The sequence below is a fragment of the Acetivibrio cellulolyticus CD2 genome, from assembly GCF_000179595.2.
GTDB classification, from domain to species: domain Bacteria; phylum Bacillota; class Clostridia; order Acetivibrionales; family Acetivibrionaceae; genus Acetivibrio; species Acetivibrio cellulolyticus.
Map to the genome: position 1 here is coordinate 692,017 of NZ_JH556657.1, position 16,184 is coordinate 708,200.

At 34.5% G+C, this 16,184-nt stretch carries 10 protein-coding genes and 1 pseudogene; 4 read left to right on the top strand and 7 right to left on the bottom strand.

Annotation, left to right across the window (positions count from 1 at the left end):
• Positions 1 to 493, top strand: a pseudogene (locus ACECE_RS0214850) (ISNCY family transposase); the annotation flags it as partial.
• Positions 494 to 975: 482 nt separating this feature from the next.
• Here ACECE_RS0214850 and ACECE_RS0214855 read toward each other — a convergent pair.
• The 4 genes from ACECE_RS0214855 to ACECE_RS27700 all read right to left on the bottom strand — a co-directional run bounded on the left by ACECE_RS0214855 (position 976) and on the right by ACECE_RS27700 (position 5,783).
• A complete protein-coding gene (locus ACECE_RS0214855; protein WP_010248612.1) occupies positions 976 to 2,709 on the bottom strand; it encodes a hypothetical protein in 1,734 nt (577 codons plus the stop codon).
• 258 nt (positions 2,710 to 2,967) lie between these two features.
• A complete protein-coding gene (locus ACECE_RS0214860; protein ID WP_010248614.1) occupies positions 2,968 to 3,510 on the bottom strand; it encodes a hypothetical protein in 543 nt (180 codons plus the stop codon).
• 217 nt (positions 3,511 to 3,727) lie between these two features.
• Positions 3,728 to 5,143, bottom strand: a complete 1,416-nt coding sequence (locus ACECE_RS0214865) for a L,D-transpeptidase family protein (protein WP_010248616.1) — start codon at positions 5,141 to 5,143, stop codon at positions 3,728 to 3,730.
• A gap of 133 nt (positions 5,144 to 5,276) precedes the next feature.
• Entirely contained in the window at positions 5,277 to 5,783 is a 507-nt protein-coding gene (locus ACECE_RS27700; protein WP_010248619.1) for a hypothetical protein, read from the bottom strand.
• Positions 5,784 to 6,025: 242 nt separating this feature from the next.
• Here ACECE_RS27700 and ACECE_RS0214875 point away from each other — a divergent pair, with 242 nt between their 5' ends.
• Positions 6,026 to 7,771 carry a hypothetical protein gene (locus ACECE_RS0214875; protein WP_010248621.1) on the top strand — a complete coding sequence of 582 codons (1,746 nt, stop codon included), beginning with the start codon at positions 6,026 to 6,028 and terminating at the stop codon, positions 7,769 to 7,771.
• A 140-nt stretch (positions 7,772 to 7,911) separates the two neighbouring features.
• Positions 7,912 to 9,048 (top strand): DUF6688 domain-containing protein, encoded by a 1,137-nt coding sequence (locus tag ACECE_RS0214880; RefSeq protein ID WP_010248622.1) that lies wholly within the window; start codon positions 7,912 to 7,914, stop codon positions 9,046 to 9,048.
• A 207-nt stretch (positions 9,049 to 9,255) separates the two neighbouring features.
• Here ACECE_RS0214880 and ACECE_RS0214885 read toward each other — a convergent pair whose 3' ends face one another.
• The 3 genes from ACECE_RS0214885 to ACECE_RS0214895 all read right to left on the bottom strand — a co-directional run bounded on the left by ACECE_RS0214885 (position 9,256) and on the right by ACECE_RS0214895 (position 14,588).
• Positions 9,256 to 10,968, bottom strand: a complete 1,713-nt coding sequence (locus tag ACECE_RS0214885; protein ID WP_010248625.1) for a dockerin type I repeat-containing protein — start codon at positions 10,966 to 10,968, stop codon at positions 9,256 to 9,258.
• A 475-nt stretch (positions 10,969 to 11,443) separates the two neighbouring features.
• On the bottom strand, positions 11,444 to 13,381 hold the full coding sequence (locus ACECE_RS0214890) for a carbohydrate-binding protein (protein WP_010248627.1): 1,938 nt from the start codon (positions 13,379 to 13,381) through the stop codon (positions 11,444 to 11,446).
• Positions 13,382 to 13,769: 388 nt separating this feature from the next.
• Positions 13,770 to 14,588 carry an alpha/beta fold hydrolase domain-containing protein gene (locus ACECE_RS0214895; protein WP_010248629.1) on the bottom strand — a complete coding sequence of 273 codons (819 nt, stop codon included), beginning with the start codon at positions 14,586 to 14,588 and terminating at the stop codon, positions 13,770 to 13,772.
• 159 nt (positions 14,589 to 14,747) lie between these two features.
• Here ACECE_RS0214895 and ACECE_RS0214900 point away from each other — a divergent pair, with 159 nt between their 5' ends.
• Positions 14,748 to 16,181 (top strand): ISNCY family transposase, encoded by a 1,434-nt coding sequence (locus ACECE_RS0214900; RefSeq protein ID WP_010243494.1) that lies wholly within the window; start codon positions 14,748 to 14,750, stop codon positions 16,179 to 16,181.
• Positions 16,182 to 16,184: the final 3 nt, after the last annotated feature.

A 16,184-nucleotide genomic window follows, 5' to 3' on the forward strand; every position in this document is an offset into this window, starting at 1 on the left:
AAATTCAAACCCTAATCTTCCGCCTATTAAATACAATGATGATGGTTGGCCACTTTGCTCTAAGGATTCTTCTGTACCAATGAGACCAAATGGCTGGAGCCGAGAAGAAGGAAGAATCGAAAGATTCAAATGGCGGTGCCCACAGGCGAAACTAATTAAAGGTAAATGGGTTACTTCTTGTGATAACCCCTGTAATGGCAAGCCTTGCGGTCGTGTAACCTTCACATCTCCTGCCATGGATAAACGCATGTATCCAGGTGTGATTAGAGGCTCTGACGAATGGATTTCTGACTACAAAATTAGGACTGTAGTAGAAAAAAACATTCAATACCTTAAGGAGCCTATGGCCTGTGGTAATCTTAAAACAAGAGACAACCTAACTATTAAAGCAGATTTATATCTCGCAGGTATCACACAACTAATTACTGTAATACTTGCAGATAAAATTCATGAGCACAAGTATATACGTAGTTTAAAACCTTTAATCGCTTGATTTACTAACTTACTCTTGAAACTTATGTCTTATACATAAGCTTATTTGTGCTGTAATTTCATCAACAAGGTTCTGGTTTTTCAGTCAAATCACTAACATATATCCCTCTTAAGTTATCAAAGTCCATTTTACATCTCTTCTAACTTTTTACATCTGATTTTTTAAGTCATTTTGCAAATGCCTACTAACTATTCGTAATATATAACTTTTTTCATAGTGTACTTATAAATTTGATAAAACCTCTCTAAATATATCGGAAAAGAACAGGCTTGTATAAACAAAATCACCCAACGAAATTCAAAATATTGAAATTACTTACTTATTCGAACACTAAGGCATAAATGAAAAATTACTTACCTTTCACCTATAAATATTATTATATCAATTAATATTTGTAAAGTATAAAGCATTTGCCCTGCCTGCAAGGTATAAAAAAAGAAGCAGCTATACGCCACTTCTCTTTATAAGTTTTCTTTATAAGTTTACTTTAGAATTTTATTTTTTAGATTATACTTTATTGAAAAGGAATTATCTGTAATATTATATATCAGGTTTAAACTAGGATTAACACCTGTACCCAGCAATAGCAGAGTTAAATAGTCCTGAACCTTTCCAAAAACAGGATTTGGAAAGTAAAACAGAACCAATCCAATTAATATAGGTACTGTCAATATCAAACTCATTATTAATAAGCCACCTATAATATTAAATAAAAATTGGAGTAATTTCTTCTGCTTGCCTATGCTTTCATGACCTATATCTTCATCCAATACCTGTACTGCCATCCTACCCTTTTTCGGCCAGACTTTTTTTAATATTTTCTCAAATACATTCTCCTTATGCTTAAGCTGTTCTATTATATCATCCTTATGATTTCCTTCATACTCATCAAACTCTTCATAAATCTTCAAAACCCGCCGCAGTCTATTTTTGGCATCCACATAAATATCAGTCAACTTTAAGTCTTTAAAATTCTTATATTCTCTTATACCCTTAAGTGCCAAACTTAATTCCTCACTGGTCAGCGACAAATCTCCTAAAACCCTCCGTTCTTCATCCGAAAACAGTGGATGGTTCAATAATTGGTTCTTAACCGTATCAAAAAAGCAAATCCAATCTACAATATCACTTACCTCTTCTACCTGGATTTTACAAATAGCAATTTTCTTATACAGATATTGATACGGTTCACGATACATTTCCGGTGAATTGAAATCATATCTGTGTATGTTATTCCTCATCTTCTCTACGAAAAACGGAACCATATCATACAACCTTTTTTGGCTTTCTCCACTCAACAACTTATCCAAATACTCCAAATCGTATAAAAACTGTTTATCGGGATGAAGCAGTTTTTCAAACCCTGCTTTGTAATCATCAAGAATGCTCTGCCCAAGTTTATAATCTGCATTTGCCGGATTAACAAAAAACGCCATAAATATGCCTTTACTCTTCAGCTTTTCCGCTTTATAAAAGCAAGCTTCTATATACTCGTTTGGCGGAAGAATCTCTTCATGTCCCATTTCCTTGAATATCGCCTGAAGGATCTTATACTTTTGTAAATACTCATCTTGCAACCTCTTAATACTTGAAAAAGCAATAAATTTTATGGAATACGGCGCCAAATTAGATAATATTACTGCCAGCATTAATCCGATAAAAATAAAGACAGCAGCTATAGCGAAGTGGTCGTGAACTGTCACATATATCTTTGTTCCATCGTTTAAATAGCCTGAATATACCCCAGGTAAAGATATCCCTTCAATGTCAACATACGCTCTATGGGCTATATATTTCTCATTGCTCATCTCAACATTTAGTATTTTTATAATCCCTATATGCTTTCCGTCAGTAACAGTTGCTGCAGGAACAGTTTGCTCTTCCACCAGCATACCCTCATCTGAAAGCGAGTAATCCTCAATAAAGTCCTTGATCCCACTATCTCCTGTTTCATAAAACCAAAGTGTAGCTCCTTCCAAATATGCCCTACTTGTATGCCATGGAAAATAACGAACTGCTGTTAAATTTATTTTTCCATCTACATCCCTGATAAATTTATAATTTTGCGCTCTTGGCTCCTGATAGATTTTGACCGTAACAGGTTCTTTTATCACCAATTGGCCCTTTCCTGCCACCGCTGAAGCTGAATACATAAAAAAACAACTCAAAATGATGGTTGCTGAAAATATGCTCCTCTTTCTTAGAAGATACCTCATTTTACTATGTCCCCCTGCTAATATAGTGTATCTTCTGTATATTAAAAACACATTTTGTAACTCCCTCAGTCTGGGCTTGCTTTTAACTACTTTGAACATGAGTGACCCCAGTATTTAGGGGTAAAACCCAACTCTTAAATACATATGCTGAACAAGTACAAAAAAGAAGTGGCATATACCACTTCTTTCTGCAAGTTGACTTTTATTATAATCTTTTGGTTCAACAATATTATAAATTTAAATTCTATACAATTATTCCTACTCAATTACTCTAGTCAATTCAATTGAAGTAGAATCAGCCATATTTATTATAGTTGCCTTATCCTTATTTTCTCCTGAGAGCAAAAACAAGTAATTTAAGGATTCTTGCTTATTTAGAGTAGCACTCTTATCAGCACCTTCTGACTGAAGTGTTTCATAGTGCATCTTTAAAGAAAAAACATTGAAATATCCTTGTGCATATTTATCATACTTTTGCAGGTAATCCGCAGTATTTATTTTCAAATCAGCCAACGCTTTTACACCTGAAAGAAATGTTAGCGAACCCTTATAATAATTATCTGTAGTATTATTCTTGTCTTTATAATACAAATAACGTCCGTCTGGAGTAAATGCAAACATTGGACCACTTTGCGCTGCCCATTTCCCATAGATTAAATTGTCAGAGTTTTGTATTGGATCTGACATAGATGTTTTAGCAGTAGCATTAGCATCCGGTGCAGACTGATTTTTATTTTCACATGCAGTAAACGATAGCAACATTACTACCGCCAAAACACTTGTTATTATCCTTTTCTTCATCAAACTAACCCCCAATAAGAATAGTATGTCTATATTCTACCATACAATCGCCACATTTTGAAAGACTAAATGGATAAACTTTTAGCAAAATGCCATGATTATAGTCGTAAAACGCACTAAAAACATCCATTATCGCAATTTTGGGCGAAATAAGGAATGGTTGTGACAATTATACAGTAAAACATATAAGTTTGATTGAAAAAGTTTGACTAACTGCTTACTCTATAACTATAACAGCACTCTTGCCAATTTCAATCCAATCGTACAAAAACTTCGAATGACTTGTATAGTTTCTTACACATTTATGCGACCTCGGAACGGTACCGACTGTAAACAAATATTCCTGTATACCAGGATCTACGCGTTTTCCGTCTTTCAGCACATAATCAACAGGTACGCCATGAATATATGCTCCACCGTTAAATCTTATAGCATATGGCGCATACCCTGCTATTTGTTTTGTGACATCGTCCAAGTATGAGAATTTTTCCACCTTTTGAATCGCCATATAATACCCAAGGTCTGTAGGAAGTTTGTGTTTGGAATTTTCACCTGTTGTAGCATAAATGTAGGATATCAGATTCCATTTTCCATCAATCAATTCAAAAACGCCCTCATTTTGATTCTTCCTATCTACTACTACCACTTTTGTAAGTTCTTTTATTGTTTTCCTGAAAGAAAGATACTTTTTAGGTACATAGTATTCCCCATCAAAATTCAAGGTACGTATCTTATAGAAGCTATCCGTTTCTGCAAGAGTAGAAACCAAAGTACCATCAGTAATATACCTGAAGTTAGCTCCCAGATTCGGTTCATAATATGCTGGTGCTGACTGGTTTCTTAGTATTCCGAATTTGTCCTTTGTGCTGCCATTATATAAAGGAGCTAAACCAACACGGTTCTTATAATTCGTAATATATGCAGAAGTATTACTCTCCATTTCACTTTTTGCCCTTTTAACAGCCTCAAACATCTTATTGAACTGAAAGCCTCTCGGCTCAGCCAAATTTGACAGAATGTACCCGTTTTGAACTTTCCCTCCTACTTTCAAGGCTATCTTGTACCATTTATCCGTATTATATTTCGCAATAAATTCACCCTGTACTTCCGCTATTAGATTAACCTTTTCAAAATAGTGGGCACATCCAATCACCTTTGATGATGTTGATGGCTTTTCCCTTATGTTTATCTCACTGCTTAATATCAGCAGATAATCAGTTGGAACCTCATATTTATTATATTTTATATTCATTACTACTTCTTTGGGGACCTTGGATTCAAATGTTTTCAATATGGTTTCCTCATCTGAAACAAGGTTGTCCTTTTCACTTTTAATACCTTCCTGATCAACAATTACATCGGACTCTGTAACGTTCTTCTCTTCTGCTTCTTTTGTAAGCTCCCTATCTTCCGACAATTGATCAGCGTTAATATTCTTTTCAACATCTCCGTCATCTTTCAAAGGCTCGTCCGTCCCCAGCGGACCTGGTATTTTAACAGTATCGCACTCGTTCTCCGTTTTATATACATTATCATACACATTATTGCTTAAAACTTCACTTTCAACTGCATTAGTTCTACAACCTGCAAGCAATAATAAAGTAATATATATATAAGCCAAAGCTTTCTTCATAGTTTACTCCCCCAACTTCCCTTAGGAATACTGAAATTGTACTTTGCTGGTTTTTCACTTCCGGCCTTATTTGTTCTAAAGAGTCCTCGTGAAAAATCCGAAGTAATATTTTAGCTATTCCTTTTGCAACTGTTTACTCTAATCTACTCACATTATAAGTAGAATTGTCTGACATATTTACTACAGTTGCTCTATCTCTATTTTCTCCCCAGATCATAAACATAAAATAATAATAGTCTTCTCTGTATAAAGTATCACTCTTATCTATTCCTTCTGAATAAAGTGTTTCCAAATGCATTTTTAAAGAAAAAATATAATACTCGCTTTCTGTATATGAATCAAATAATTGAATATATTCCTCATCAGTTATTTCCAGATCCTCTATTGCCTCCGCACCGGCTAGTAGAGTCAACGGACCTTTATAATAATAATCTGAAGTATCATTTTTATCCATATAAAACCCATATCGCTCATCCTCACTGATTTCAAATAAAGTGCCATTTTCAGATACCCACTTTCCATAAATCAGTGATTCATAATCTTCCTTAATAAGCATAGTCTGTCTTTTAAAAGGCGGGCCTGTGTCCCTTTCCTTTGCGCAAACAGCAAATGGCATTTCTATATCTGTTATCTGTATCATTATCAAATTACCCCCGCAAGTAAAATTATACCTGTATTTTACAACGAATTTTGTCCTGTCGTAAGATGTCAAAAGTCATATATCGATATGACTAAAGTCATATAAAAAATATTTTTGTATTCATTATGTTGTAAAATCAAGCAGTATAAATGATATAAAATGATTTTCTACTGGACATTTTAGTCTGCATATTATAAAATTTTAATGGTTTAAGGCTTTTAATACTAGGGGGGAATTTTAAAATGTCATATTATTATGGTTCGGACTCTGTTGAAATTAAAAACCCTTTTAAAAAGGAAGGTATAATTTATATTTCTATTGGAGTCTTTGAGTTTTTAATGGGTTTGCTTGCTCTTTTTTCTGTTAGAAGTCGAATGTTAAGCGGTGGTACTTTATCTGGTTGGATAAGCTTAGGTATATGCCTTATACTCCTTGGAACAGGTGTTGGATACATAAGCAGCGGAATTTACAAGGTTTTACGTTTCTATGTTGGCAGAGGTATACCGGCAAGTCTTTCAAAAAATGTTTCCAAAAGTGAAGCACATGTAAATGAACCTGGAGTCCTTTACAATTCAAAAAATCTCGAACAAATGCTTATGGGTAGAAAGAATCCAACCTTCGTTGAACCCACTTCATTTATTGATCAGCTTGTTTACAGCATTTTCCCCAAGTTCATTTTTTTACCCTTTGCAATGAGAAATTACATTTCCATACTTCTGACTAAGACTGCTTATTCTCTAGTCTGGGTGGGAGTTTATGTTCTAGCAGTTTTATCCGGTTCACTAGGACTTACCAAGCTAACAAAAACCTCTTTCTCTAATTGGATGTGTATTGGTTTGGCTCTTGTCCTTCTCATCATTTGGAGTAATCACAAGACATCACTTAAAGTAATTCCCAAACTTAAGATTGAAAGCTTAAGCAAAGGTAACTTTATTTTTTTCATAGTGTTGGCTGTAATGCTTCCTGTTGCAGGAGAGCTTCTTATAAATAAAGGTGTCAAAATACCTGCTGCCCCATTAAATCCATTCATGTTTATTGTTCTGGATTTTGTACTTATTGCGGCTTCAATTACTGTAGGGCTAATATTGGCTAAGATGCGTTCCGACATGCTTAACCCGCTGACAGAAGTGTCTGAGTACCGGAATCATTGGCAGGAAAATGTACATCCGAAAGACATATTTAGAAGTTTTGATATGGAAATGTCAAATATGAGGTTTAAAGAAATGCCGAACAGGATTTACCGTGAGCTAAACCCTCAGCTCAATATGGAAGGCAGCATGGATAAAGGCAGCTTCACAGGCGATACAATCGTAGAAACTCAACCGATATATGACGAAATTCAGTATTCCGATATGTTTAAAAATATTCGATTCTACATATCTGTATACGGTGGTGTTCTTGTGGCTCTATCATCTTTACTGCTATTTTTGCTTAACCGGAATATCTCAAATGTACTTTCACTCAGTTATGTCTTTAAGTCATTGTATGTTCCCATAATTTTATGGGCTTTTGGCAGCATATCAATAAATATTGCGCACCTCTATTGGTCCGAAATAAACTTCAAAAGCTATCTTATACATTTTCAGGGAGAAGGAACATATTCTGAATCAAAAATTTCAACAGGGATGGCATATACTGATTCGACCCGAAGTGAAAACCAGATTGTACGTACATCGTTTACACCGTGGCTGATTTTATCCCAGATAAAAACGAGTACTTTAGCAGGCTCAGGTGTTCAGAATCTTGAAGGTACCAGATATGTTCTTGATATGAGAAAAGATGATTATATTCTAGAAAATCTTGTAAAGGGAATACGTACATTCCTTGATGACCAACAAACTATTGCAAATTCTATGTCTAACAGGGATATGGAATCAATTAAAAACATTTACTCTGTAAATCAGGTATCACCAGCAAATAACCTTGGTGCACCAAAAAACTCTGTAGGAATGCCCCCAAGAGAAGAACAAGAAAAACTTGGCGGTTAATCTATAAATTTTAGACATTTACTATAAATATTTTTTGCATTCAGGGGCTGTTGCACTATTGAATAAAAAACGTAGTGTAATGCCCCTTTCTATTAAGAAAGTACCATATATGCAGGATGCTTTGTTAAGGAGGGGATTTTATGGGGCAAGTAGCTGGTGCTATTGTTCTAATTATAGTTATTTTTATTTTTTATATTGCACCGTTAGTAATTACAGTGTTTAATATAATTAATCTTGTCAAAAAGAAGCCGGCATTAGAAAATCGTACAGATATATTTACTTTTCTTTTGGGGATTCCATTATCTTTATTTTTATTTGCATCATGGGGAGCAAAGGATTATAAAGAGGCTATTGTTTTGGATCCCACGTCCTTTAGGCTGCATACGCCTATATCTTACGAACATATCTTAACGTTTATAGTTTTTGCTTTTATTGCAACAGCAGGATACTTGATTCTCAGAAAAAAAAAGGGTGAATTATCCCCAATTATAAGCCTTATATGCATTTCAGCAATTTATTTGGGAATGGCTTTAGGAATTTTATTTATAATTCAACTGTCCAGGAACTTTTTAAGCAAGGAAACTCTTCTACCTTTTGATGTAATCTATTTATGTCTATTGCCACTAAATTACATACTCTGTTCTGCCAGACTCTTGAGACAAATTATAAATATACATTCAGAGAATCAAGAGGAAAAAGGAATTTATTATGAAAACAGATTTCTCAATTTCTGTCATATAATACTGACCAGCAGTAAAAACTGGTATGCTGTTGCCTTTCTTGTGTTGATCCCACTTCTTGGCGTTTTGCTTATTATTCTTGTATTGTTTGGACAATCACCAGACTCAATTATTAAAGCATTTACAGAAACAAGTGACTGGACTTTATCACAAAAGATATCTCCTCCTCCCATTAAATATGAAGGGCATTATCTTTGTACAGTTGCGGTAAATGGACACAAGAGTCTGGTAAAACCGACAAGGATGGGTATAAGGCATGGTGTGAAAATTGTGGTGAACAGGCAGCTTTGTATAGCAAATGCTTTTGAACAGCTTATACAGGAGAAAACTCCGGGAATTCATAAATTTATCCGGTATATATATGACAAATACGGATATCCTGTTTCAAAACACATAACAACCAGCTGGCGTGCAGATTTTGTGTATGTTTTAATGAAGCCTCTGGAATGGTTTTTCCTATTTATACTTTACTTTGTGGATGTTAATCCGGAAAACAGAATAGCTATGCAGTATACAGGTAAAAAGGTACTTCCATAGGCAATACTAATTTTATTGAGCGCACTTTGTCATGAAAATGGCAGAGATTGATATAGATGAAAGCACCTTGAGTGAAAACAATTGTTTTGCAGTAGGTTGTAGGTTTTACAGGAAAATAGATTGAGCTGAGTATAAAAATAGCTATGGCTTAGTGGTCATAGCTATTTTAGTGAGCCTATTATAATATACAATCTGTAGAAATTAGTTTCAAAGAGTGTCAATAATCCCCAAGAGATATTGTCGTAATATAGCAAAATCAATTGAATTAATTGAACCGTCTTGATTTATATCTGCGGCATCCTGTCCTAATGGGGATGGGAATGTATTAATCATTCCAAGCAGGAACATTCGCAAGTTTGCAAAGTCAATTGAGTTAATGCTATTGTCTCCATTCACATCTCCAATTTTTACTTCAGGCGTTGGTAATGGACCGTCAATAATAAATGAGTATTCGGTTTCATAATAAGGATAAATAAATATATAGTATGTTTTACCTTTTTCCAGTTCATAATTATATCTTGATGAATTGACTTGAGTTGAAAATATTGGATCTAGATATGAATATGAGTTGAAATCAAAAACTGAAAAATCTAAATGTAAGATATCTAAAAAGTTTATACTATAAGTGCCTGATAATTTAGGGATAAACCTAAAAACATCTTTGTGGTAAGAATTGATGTTGCCGGTTACAGGAGTAGCTACATCTATAGTCTTTGCAAAAATATAGGAATTATCATTGTAACCATCTAATGATGATTTTATTGTAAAGGTATAAGGTGTAGGATCAGTATCTCCTCCAATTTTCAAAAAATATGTGCTACCCACTTGTAAGTTGTCATAACATACTATTGATTTATGTTGTATTGCTACTTCATCAATTGCTAAATTCTTAGTTGCAGATATGTATTCTATGCCATCATAACAAATAACGAGATTATTTGAACTATCATAAAGCTCTATATTTTTGTACGGAACTCCTTTAACCTCTAGTATACAATATATCGAAGTGGCATTAAAACTGAAAATATCATAGTCTCCAGAATGGTATATTGAACCTTGAATATTTTGATTTGTGTAAACAGATTGAGAAGTACTTATGGTATCACCATAATCTTCTTCCAAAGGACCGGTTATTGAAAAGTCATAATAGGATAGCACTTTACTGCTGTCTTCATTCCATACTTTTATGTAGTATTTTTGGTCTCTTGTAAGATTGAAATAACAGGCCAAATTGTGAATTTGTTCACCATTGCTATCTGTGATAATAAGATTGTAACAATGAGGTGATACTAAGTTGAGTTTGTATGCACCAGTCTTTTCGGGAACAAAACTAAAATAATCGATATCATCAGTTGAAATAAGATTTCCTGTAACTATACTACCTATCTGAATTTCGGATGAACTTTCTGTATCATTGCCATAATCATCAGTAACAGGTAAAAGATAAAATTGATATTCAGCGTAATTTGAATATCCTATAACCTTAATAGTATAAAAGTAATCAAACGGTAAGTTGATAATGAATTCACTTTCCAACACATCTTCAGCACAAAATTCGTATAAAATATTATCTTCAATATCAGTTATTTCGATTGTTACGGAATTACTAGCATTGATTGAAAAAACAAATTCTTCACTTGTAGTTGGGTAAAAACTATATGCATCCATATCCGGATAACAATCAGTATTATTTATTATTACAGTAGATTCTTTTATAGGATGCGGGTCATTAATACCAGTATAAGAATCACTACAATCATCATAAGGTAATGGTATTGAATTGGCATATGTAGATTGATCTCCTGCATTATTAAATGAGTTGACAAAGGTTTCTTGTGAAGCTGTTAAGCCAAAGGCGTTAAGATGAAAAATCATAGCAAAGACAAAGAACGTTAAAACAAATTGGATCTTTTTGTACATTAATATTTCCCCCTGATAAAAATAATAGCACTATATCTATTTGTATAAAAGCACTAGCTTGTGTAAACGCCAGTGCTTTATGCTTATACATTAAAACAAATAATATATATACTATCACAAAATTTGTACAAAATTCTACTTTAGAAAATACATATTTTGCAGTTCATTAATACTTCTCTTTTTATATGACACTTTTTTGTAATTCGGCAACAGTTTCAGGGCATCCATCCCTTTACTTAGTTATTGACAATTGGACAATAGATTGTTGAAATTATAACTATGGTTGATTTGATAAATTGATGATAATTATGCTTTACAGAAGGGAATAATTTTTAATAAGCAAAAGAAGGTATTACACAGAAAAATAATATATAAATAAAAAGATTTGGTTCTAAGCGAATTGAACCAAATCTTTTTATTTGAGGAATTTGCGAAGCAAATGTCCTAAACTACAATATAATTTTCTTCTTCCACCTTAACTTGGAAAATCAGCTATCATACCCAATACATATTGCCTCATCAATGCAAAGTCGATAGAGTTTACCTGACCGTCAGAATTAACATCGGCATTGGAAAGATTCGTTCCTGTAAGCAGAGTTATGCCAAGTAAATGCAGTCGTAATAATCCTAAGTCTATCGAATTGGCATTTCCGTCCTGATTCACATCTCCTTTTTTACCAAGGGTTGGGGTTGGAGTCGCAGTATCAGTTCCAAACTTAAACCAGTTCAGGTTAAACAAATAACTGCTACTACCTGTATATTTTAAATAAAGATCATGAGTTCCACTCACTCCGCTTACACTGCACGATTTGGTAGTATAGTTCTGCCAACCGCCAGTTACTGGAACCGGACAAGTCCCTATCAAAGTGCCGCTAATACTATCAAGCCTGATCTCAATATTACCTCCATTGCCATTGCTGGAAACTCTTGCCTCAAAACTTGTGGCACCGCTACCAAAATTCATATTTTTGTAAACAGTATAATCCCCATTCTCAATATAACCGACACACTCTCCACCTTCATCAACAGATCCGTTTTGGATTCCTGACTGTTCGTTATAACTTTCTGCTTCCAATTTATCAAATGCACTTCTTTGAGCTACAGGTGTTGGGGTTTGGCTTGATGTTGGGGTTTGAGTAACAATTGGTCCTTCTAAACTACCTACAAAGGTTGTAACACTTTCTGCAGGCAGCTGAGCTGTAAAGGAACTTGCTGATACATTAACGGATCCGGCCGCTAAATTTTGGCTGCCAGTAGTTGTGTATGCACTTATAGTTGACGGTGAGCCGCCCTGTATATTAAATTTCTGACTTACCGCAGAAGTACCTTTATTGATTGCAACTATAACAACTTTGTTATCACCTGTATAGGCAGATACATACACGTTTGTATTTGGATTCTTTGTAGCATCAACTCTATAATATCCAGGACGGACATATTTGGAGTATTGAGCCATCATATAGCCACGCTTACTTACATTACCGTCCTCTTTCATCGGACCATATTGCCTGCGTATGTACCACCACACATATGCCTGAAAATTCCCCTCTACCAAAGCATTATGCATATTATATGCAACCTCTATAGCCTCAGGCCAACGGTCTGCAGAGTTACTGTCACTGTTTGGTACATATACCTCCGTCATCCAGAGTTCTTTTCCAGCTCCTTTTTGTTGGAAAAGGGGATAGCTCATATTACTTATGCTTGTACCATAAAAGTGAGCACCAAGAATATCCATATTGTCAAGAGCCGTAGCATCGTTCAAAATAGGATCCGACATATTTTTTAAATATTGAAACGACTCAGGTGCTATTACTTTACAGCCTGTAATTGAGCCGGCATTATTTTTCATAAAGTTAAGCATTTCTTGTGGAGTCCACCATGTCCAATCGCTTGCGTAATCAGGTTCATTTTGTACAGAAATAGCATAAAGATCCACGCCATTGTCCTTCATGTATTTAACGAAGTCGTTAAGATGCTGTGCATAAGCAGCATACTTATCGTATCTAAGCCGTTTTTGATTTGCTACACCATTACGAGTGAAGGTCTCAACCATATCACTTGGAGGGTTCCATGGCGAAGCAAAAACTATTGCTCCTTTTTCAACCGCTTTTTTTGCAGTTGCTAATTCTTTTGACCAATTATTTTTGTTTTCATCTACATGAATTCTTAAAACTGAAAAACCTAACTGCCCTGGTTCATTGCCAAAAGCTGTTTCTCTTTGGGCTTCTGTCAAATCTCCAGCCCAAACCGGATGATTTATCCCACCAAAACCTCTAATCGATTGTTTTTGTGCTGATAAATTTACTGTTACATCACTTGCCGCCTCTGATATCATTGTACTGCAAAGAGGCTGTACAACAGCAAGTGTCAAAATAGTAACAAACAGTATCAATTTTTTTAACTTATTCATTTTCTTCCCCCTCATATTCTATTATTTTTTAGTTTTTAACTTTTTATAAATATTTATGTTTTCAATAATTCAATAGCCTCATTAAATGCCATTAACCCGACGCTTTTATATTGTTAGATAGTTTATCAATTAATATATGCGATAACAATTCTCTTTTTGCGTCCGGAATTATAAAAAATAATTCCGACATTTTTATCAATCCTATAAATCCAGATCTTACATTAAATGTATTAACGATTAAAAACTACGATATTGTTTTTATGGGTTGTCAAATGCCGATAATGAATGGCTATGAAGCTACTAATAAAATTCGGAAACTATATAAGCAAACCCTTTGACTCAAAAAAGCTGTTTGAAATAATTGGAGAGAGAGTTGGGATGTACAATGCTATTGTGCCAGGTCATTCTCCATAGTTATGTCTTTCTCATAAACAATCTCCTTATTTTCAATCCAATTCAAAAGTGCATCTATACATGCTGATACTTCTTTTCCATTTACGTTACAATGTCCATCTCTTGAGACTTTCCATACTGCAGGTTTTACATAATTCCCTTGCACATTTCCGCAATACTCCAACGGAAACCCTACCTCATCCTGATTTGACAAGAAAAGTATCGGCTTTTGGGGAGTATATTTTACCGAAATATCATATACAGCTCCAATTGCCAAAAATCCGCTGTAATCATAACCACATTCTGCCATCCTTGTTGCTATTAACCCCCCCATTGAATAGCCCTGTACAATTGCAATATTCGATTTTCCATATTTTCTTTCAATAAATTCCCTTAGATTATCAATATCTTCAAAAGCATCTCCTAATATAAAACCATTTCTTCTAAAACTAGTTGCAGCAACTATCCAGCCATCTTTAATCATCTTGATATGATCGGATGAATCGGTTTCAAGTGTTACTTCTAAAGGTTCATAAGCTTGTCTTAGTCCATGGGCATATATCAACAATTTTCCATTCCATTTTTCAGGTACATGAACTTTATATTTAGCGCCACCGATTTCTCCTTCCAAAATTGTTCCTAAATCAATCTTGTATTCTTTTTCACTTATATTCTCCTGGGATTCTGCTGTATTATCTGCAACTAAAGTATCTGATGCAATAGGTGTGACAGATGCTTCTTTATTATATTCACTTGAACAAGCACATAAAATTAAAAATGTTAACCCTAAACAAAAAGTAATTATTTTTTTCACTTATATCCCCCTTGTAAAAATACTTTCTTAGTTATTTGCGAAATGCTATAACGCTTGAATTTACTGCATTTCAAATTGATATTTTTATTGTTTTCCCCCTCTGCTTCTAGTAAAATATAGGTATCTAATCCAATTTTAAACAAGAGAAGGGGAAAACAAATGGTAAAACTTTATAAACAAATTTCTTTTGCTGACACATTCGAAGAATGTAAAGATGTTTTTCAAAATAATAAGCCAAAATTTCTTAAGCTACTCTCACAACATCTTGATTTATCTTCGCTTATACCACAGGATTTTTATTGGTCTTACCACAAAACTCTAGGGAGAGACCGTAAATATTCACTCTCTTCAATGCTTTCAGCATTAGTTCTGCAGAAAATTCTTGGCATTCCTACAGTTTCGCTACTCATTATTTTTCTTAATTTATGCCATGAAGCCCGTGAATTCTGTGGCCTTCCAGACGTCCCTCATAACTCTCAGTTTACACGGTTCAAACAAGATTTCGTTATTTACCTGGAAAACTTCTTTAACCACCTTGTAGATATTACAGAACCTATTTGCCAGGAAATTAACACTACTCTTGCATCCACTATCGCTTATGATACTTCAGGTATTGAAACCTTTGTAACTGAGAATAACCCAAAGTTCATAAATTCTATCATAAAAAAACTCAAGGCTTTCTACAAGGACAAGCCTGATGTCGATGTATATAAAATGGCTTATAGCCTTATGCCTTCTTCAGCCTCTGCAAACAAAGAAATCAAGCAACTCTACATAAACGGCTACTTCTGCTATGTCTACAAGTTTGGCATTATCACCAACGGCCTCGGCATTCCAAGACATATTGCCTTTTTGGATAGTGACTTCAAAAAGAAACATCCTGAAATGCACATTGAGAAAAAATCGGATTCTCCAGACGAAGATAAATCTATTAGTGATTCCAAATCCCTTAAACCAGTATTTGCAGACTTCTTTACTCTTCACCCGGATTTTAAACCAAGCACTTTCCTTGGTGATTCTATTTTTGATACGTGCGATACCTACACATTGCTCTTAGATGAACTCAAGTTTCAAAGGGCTCTAATACCTTTGAATTCCAGAAATTCAAACCCTAATCTTCCGCCTATTAAATACAATGATGATGGTTGGCCACTTTGCTCTAAAGATTCTTCTGTACCAATGAAACCAAATGGCTGGAGCCGAGAAGAAGGAAGAATCGAAAGATTCAAATGGCGGTGCCCACAGGCAAAACTAATTAAAGGTAAATGGGTTACTTCTTGTGATAACCCCTGTAATGGCAAGCCTTGCGGTCGTGTAACCTTCACATCTCCTGCCATGGATAAACGCATGTATCCAGGTGTGATTAGAGGCTCTGACGAATGGATTTCTGACTACAAAATTAGGACTGTAGTAGAAAAAAACATTCAATACCTTAAGGAGCCTATGGCCTGTGGTAATCTTAAAACAAGAGACAACCTAACTATTAAAGCAGATTTATATCTCGCAGGTATCACACAACTAATTACTGTAATACTTGCAGATAAAATTCATGAGCACAAGTATATACGTAGTTTAAAACCTTTAATCGCTTGATTT

What these genes read in the sequence shown, in the direction of transcription:
- ACECE_RS0214875 (WP_010248621.1), top strand. Translation starts at nt 6,026, where the DNA reads ATGTCATATTATTATGGTTCGGACTCTGTTGAAATTAAAAACCCTTTT.
- ACECE_RS0214855 (WP_010248612.1), bottom strand. Translation starts at nt 2,709, where the DNA reads ATGAGGTATCTTCTAAGAAAGAGGAGCATATTTTCAGCAACCATCATT.
- ACECE_RS0214860 (WP_010248614.1), bottom strand. Translation starts at nt 3,510, where the DNA reads ATGAAGAAAAGGATAATAACAAGTGTTTTGGCGGTAGTAATGTTGCTA.
- ACECE_RS27700 (WP_010248619.1), bottom strand. Translation starts at nt 5,783, where the DNA reads ATGATACAGATAACAGATATAGAAATGCCATTTGCTGTTTGCGCAAAG.
- ACECE_RS0214865 (WP_010248616.1), bottom strand. Translation starts at nt 5,143, where the DNA reads ATGAAGAAAGCTTTGGCTTATATATATATTACTTTATTATTGCTTGCA.
- ACECE_RS0214885 (WP_010248625.1), bottom strand. Translation starts at nt 10,968, where the DNA reads ATGTACAAAAAGATCCAATTTGTTTTAACGTTCTTTGTCTTTGCTATG.
- ACECE_RS0214890 (WP_010248627.1), bottom strand. Translation starts at nt 13,381, where the DNA reads ATGAATAAGTTAAAAAAATTGATACTGTTTGTTACTATTTTGACACTT.
- ACECE_RS0214900 (WP_010243494.1), top strand. Translation starts at nt 14,748, where the DNA reads ATGGTAAAACTTTATAAACAAATTTCTTTTGCTGACACATTCGAAGAA.
- ACECE_RS0214880 (WP_010248622.1), top strand. Translation starts at nt 7,912, where the DNA reads ATGGGGCAAGTAGCTGGTGCTATTGTTCTAATTATAGTTATTTTTATT.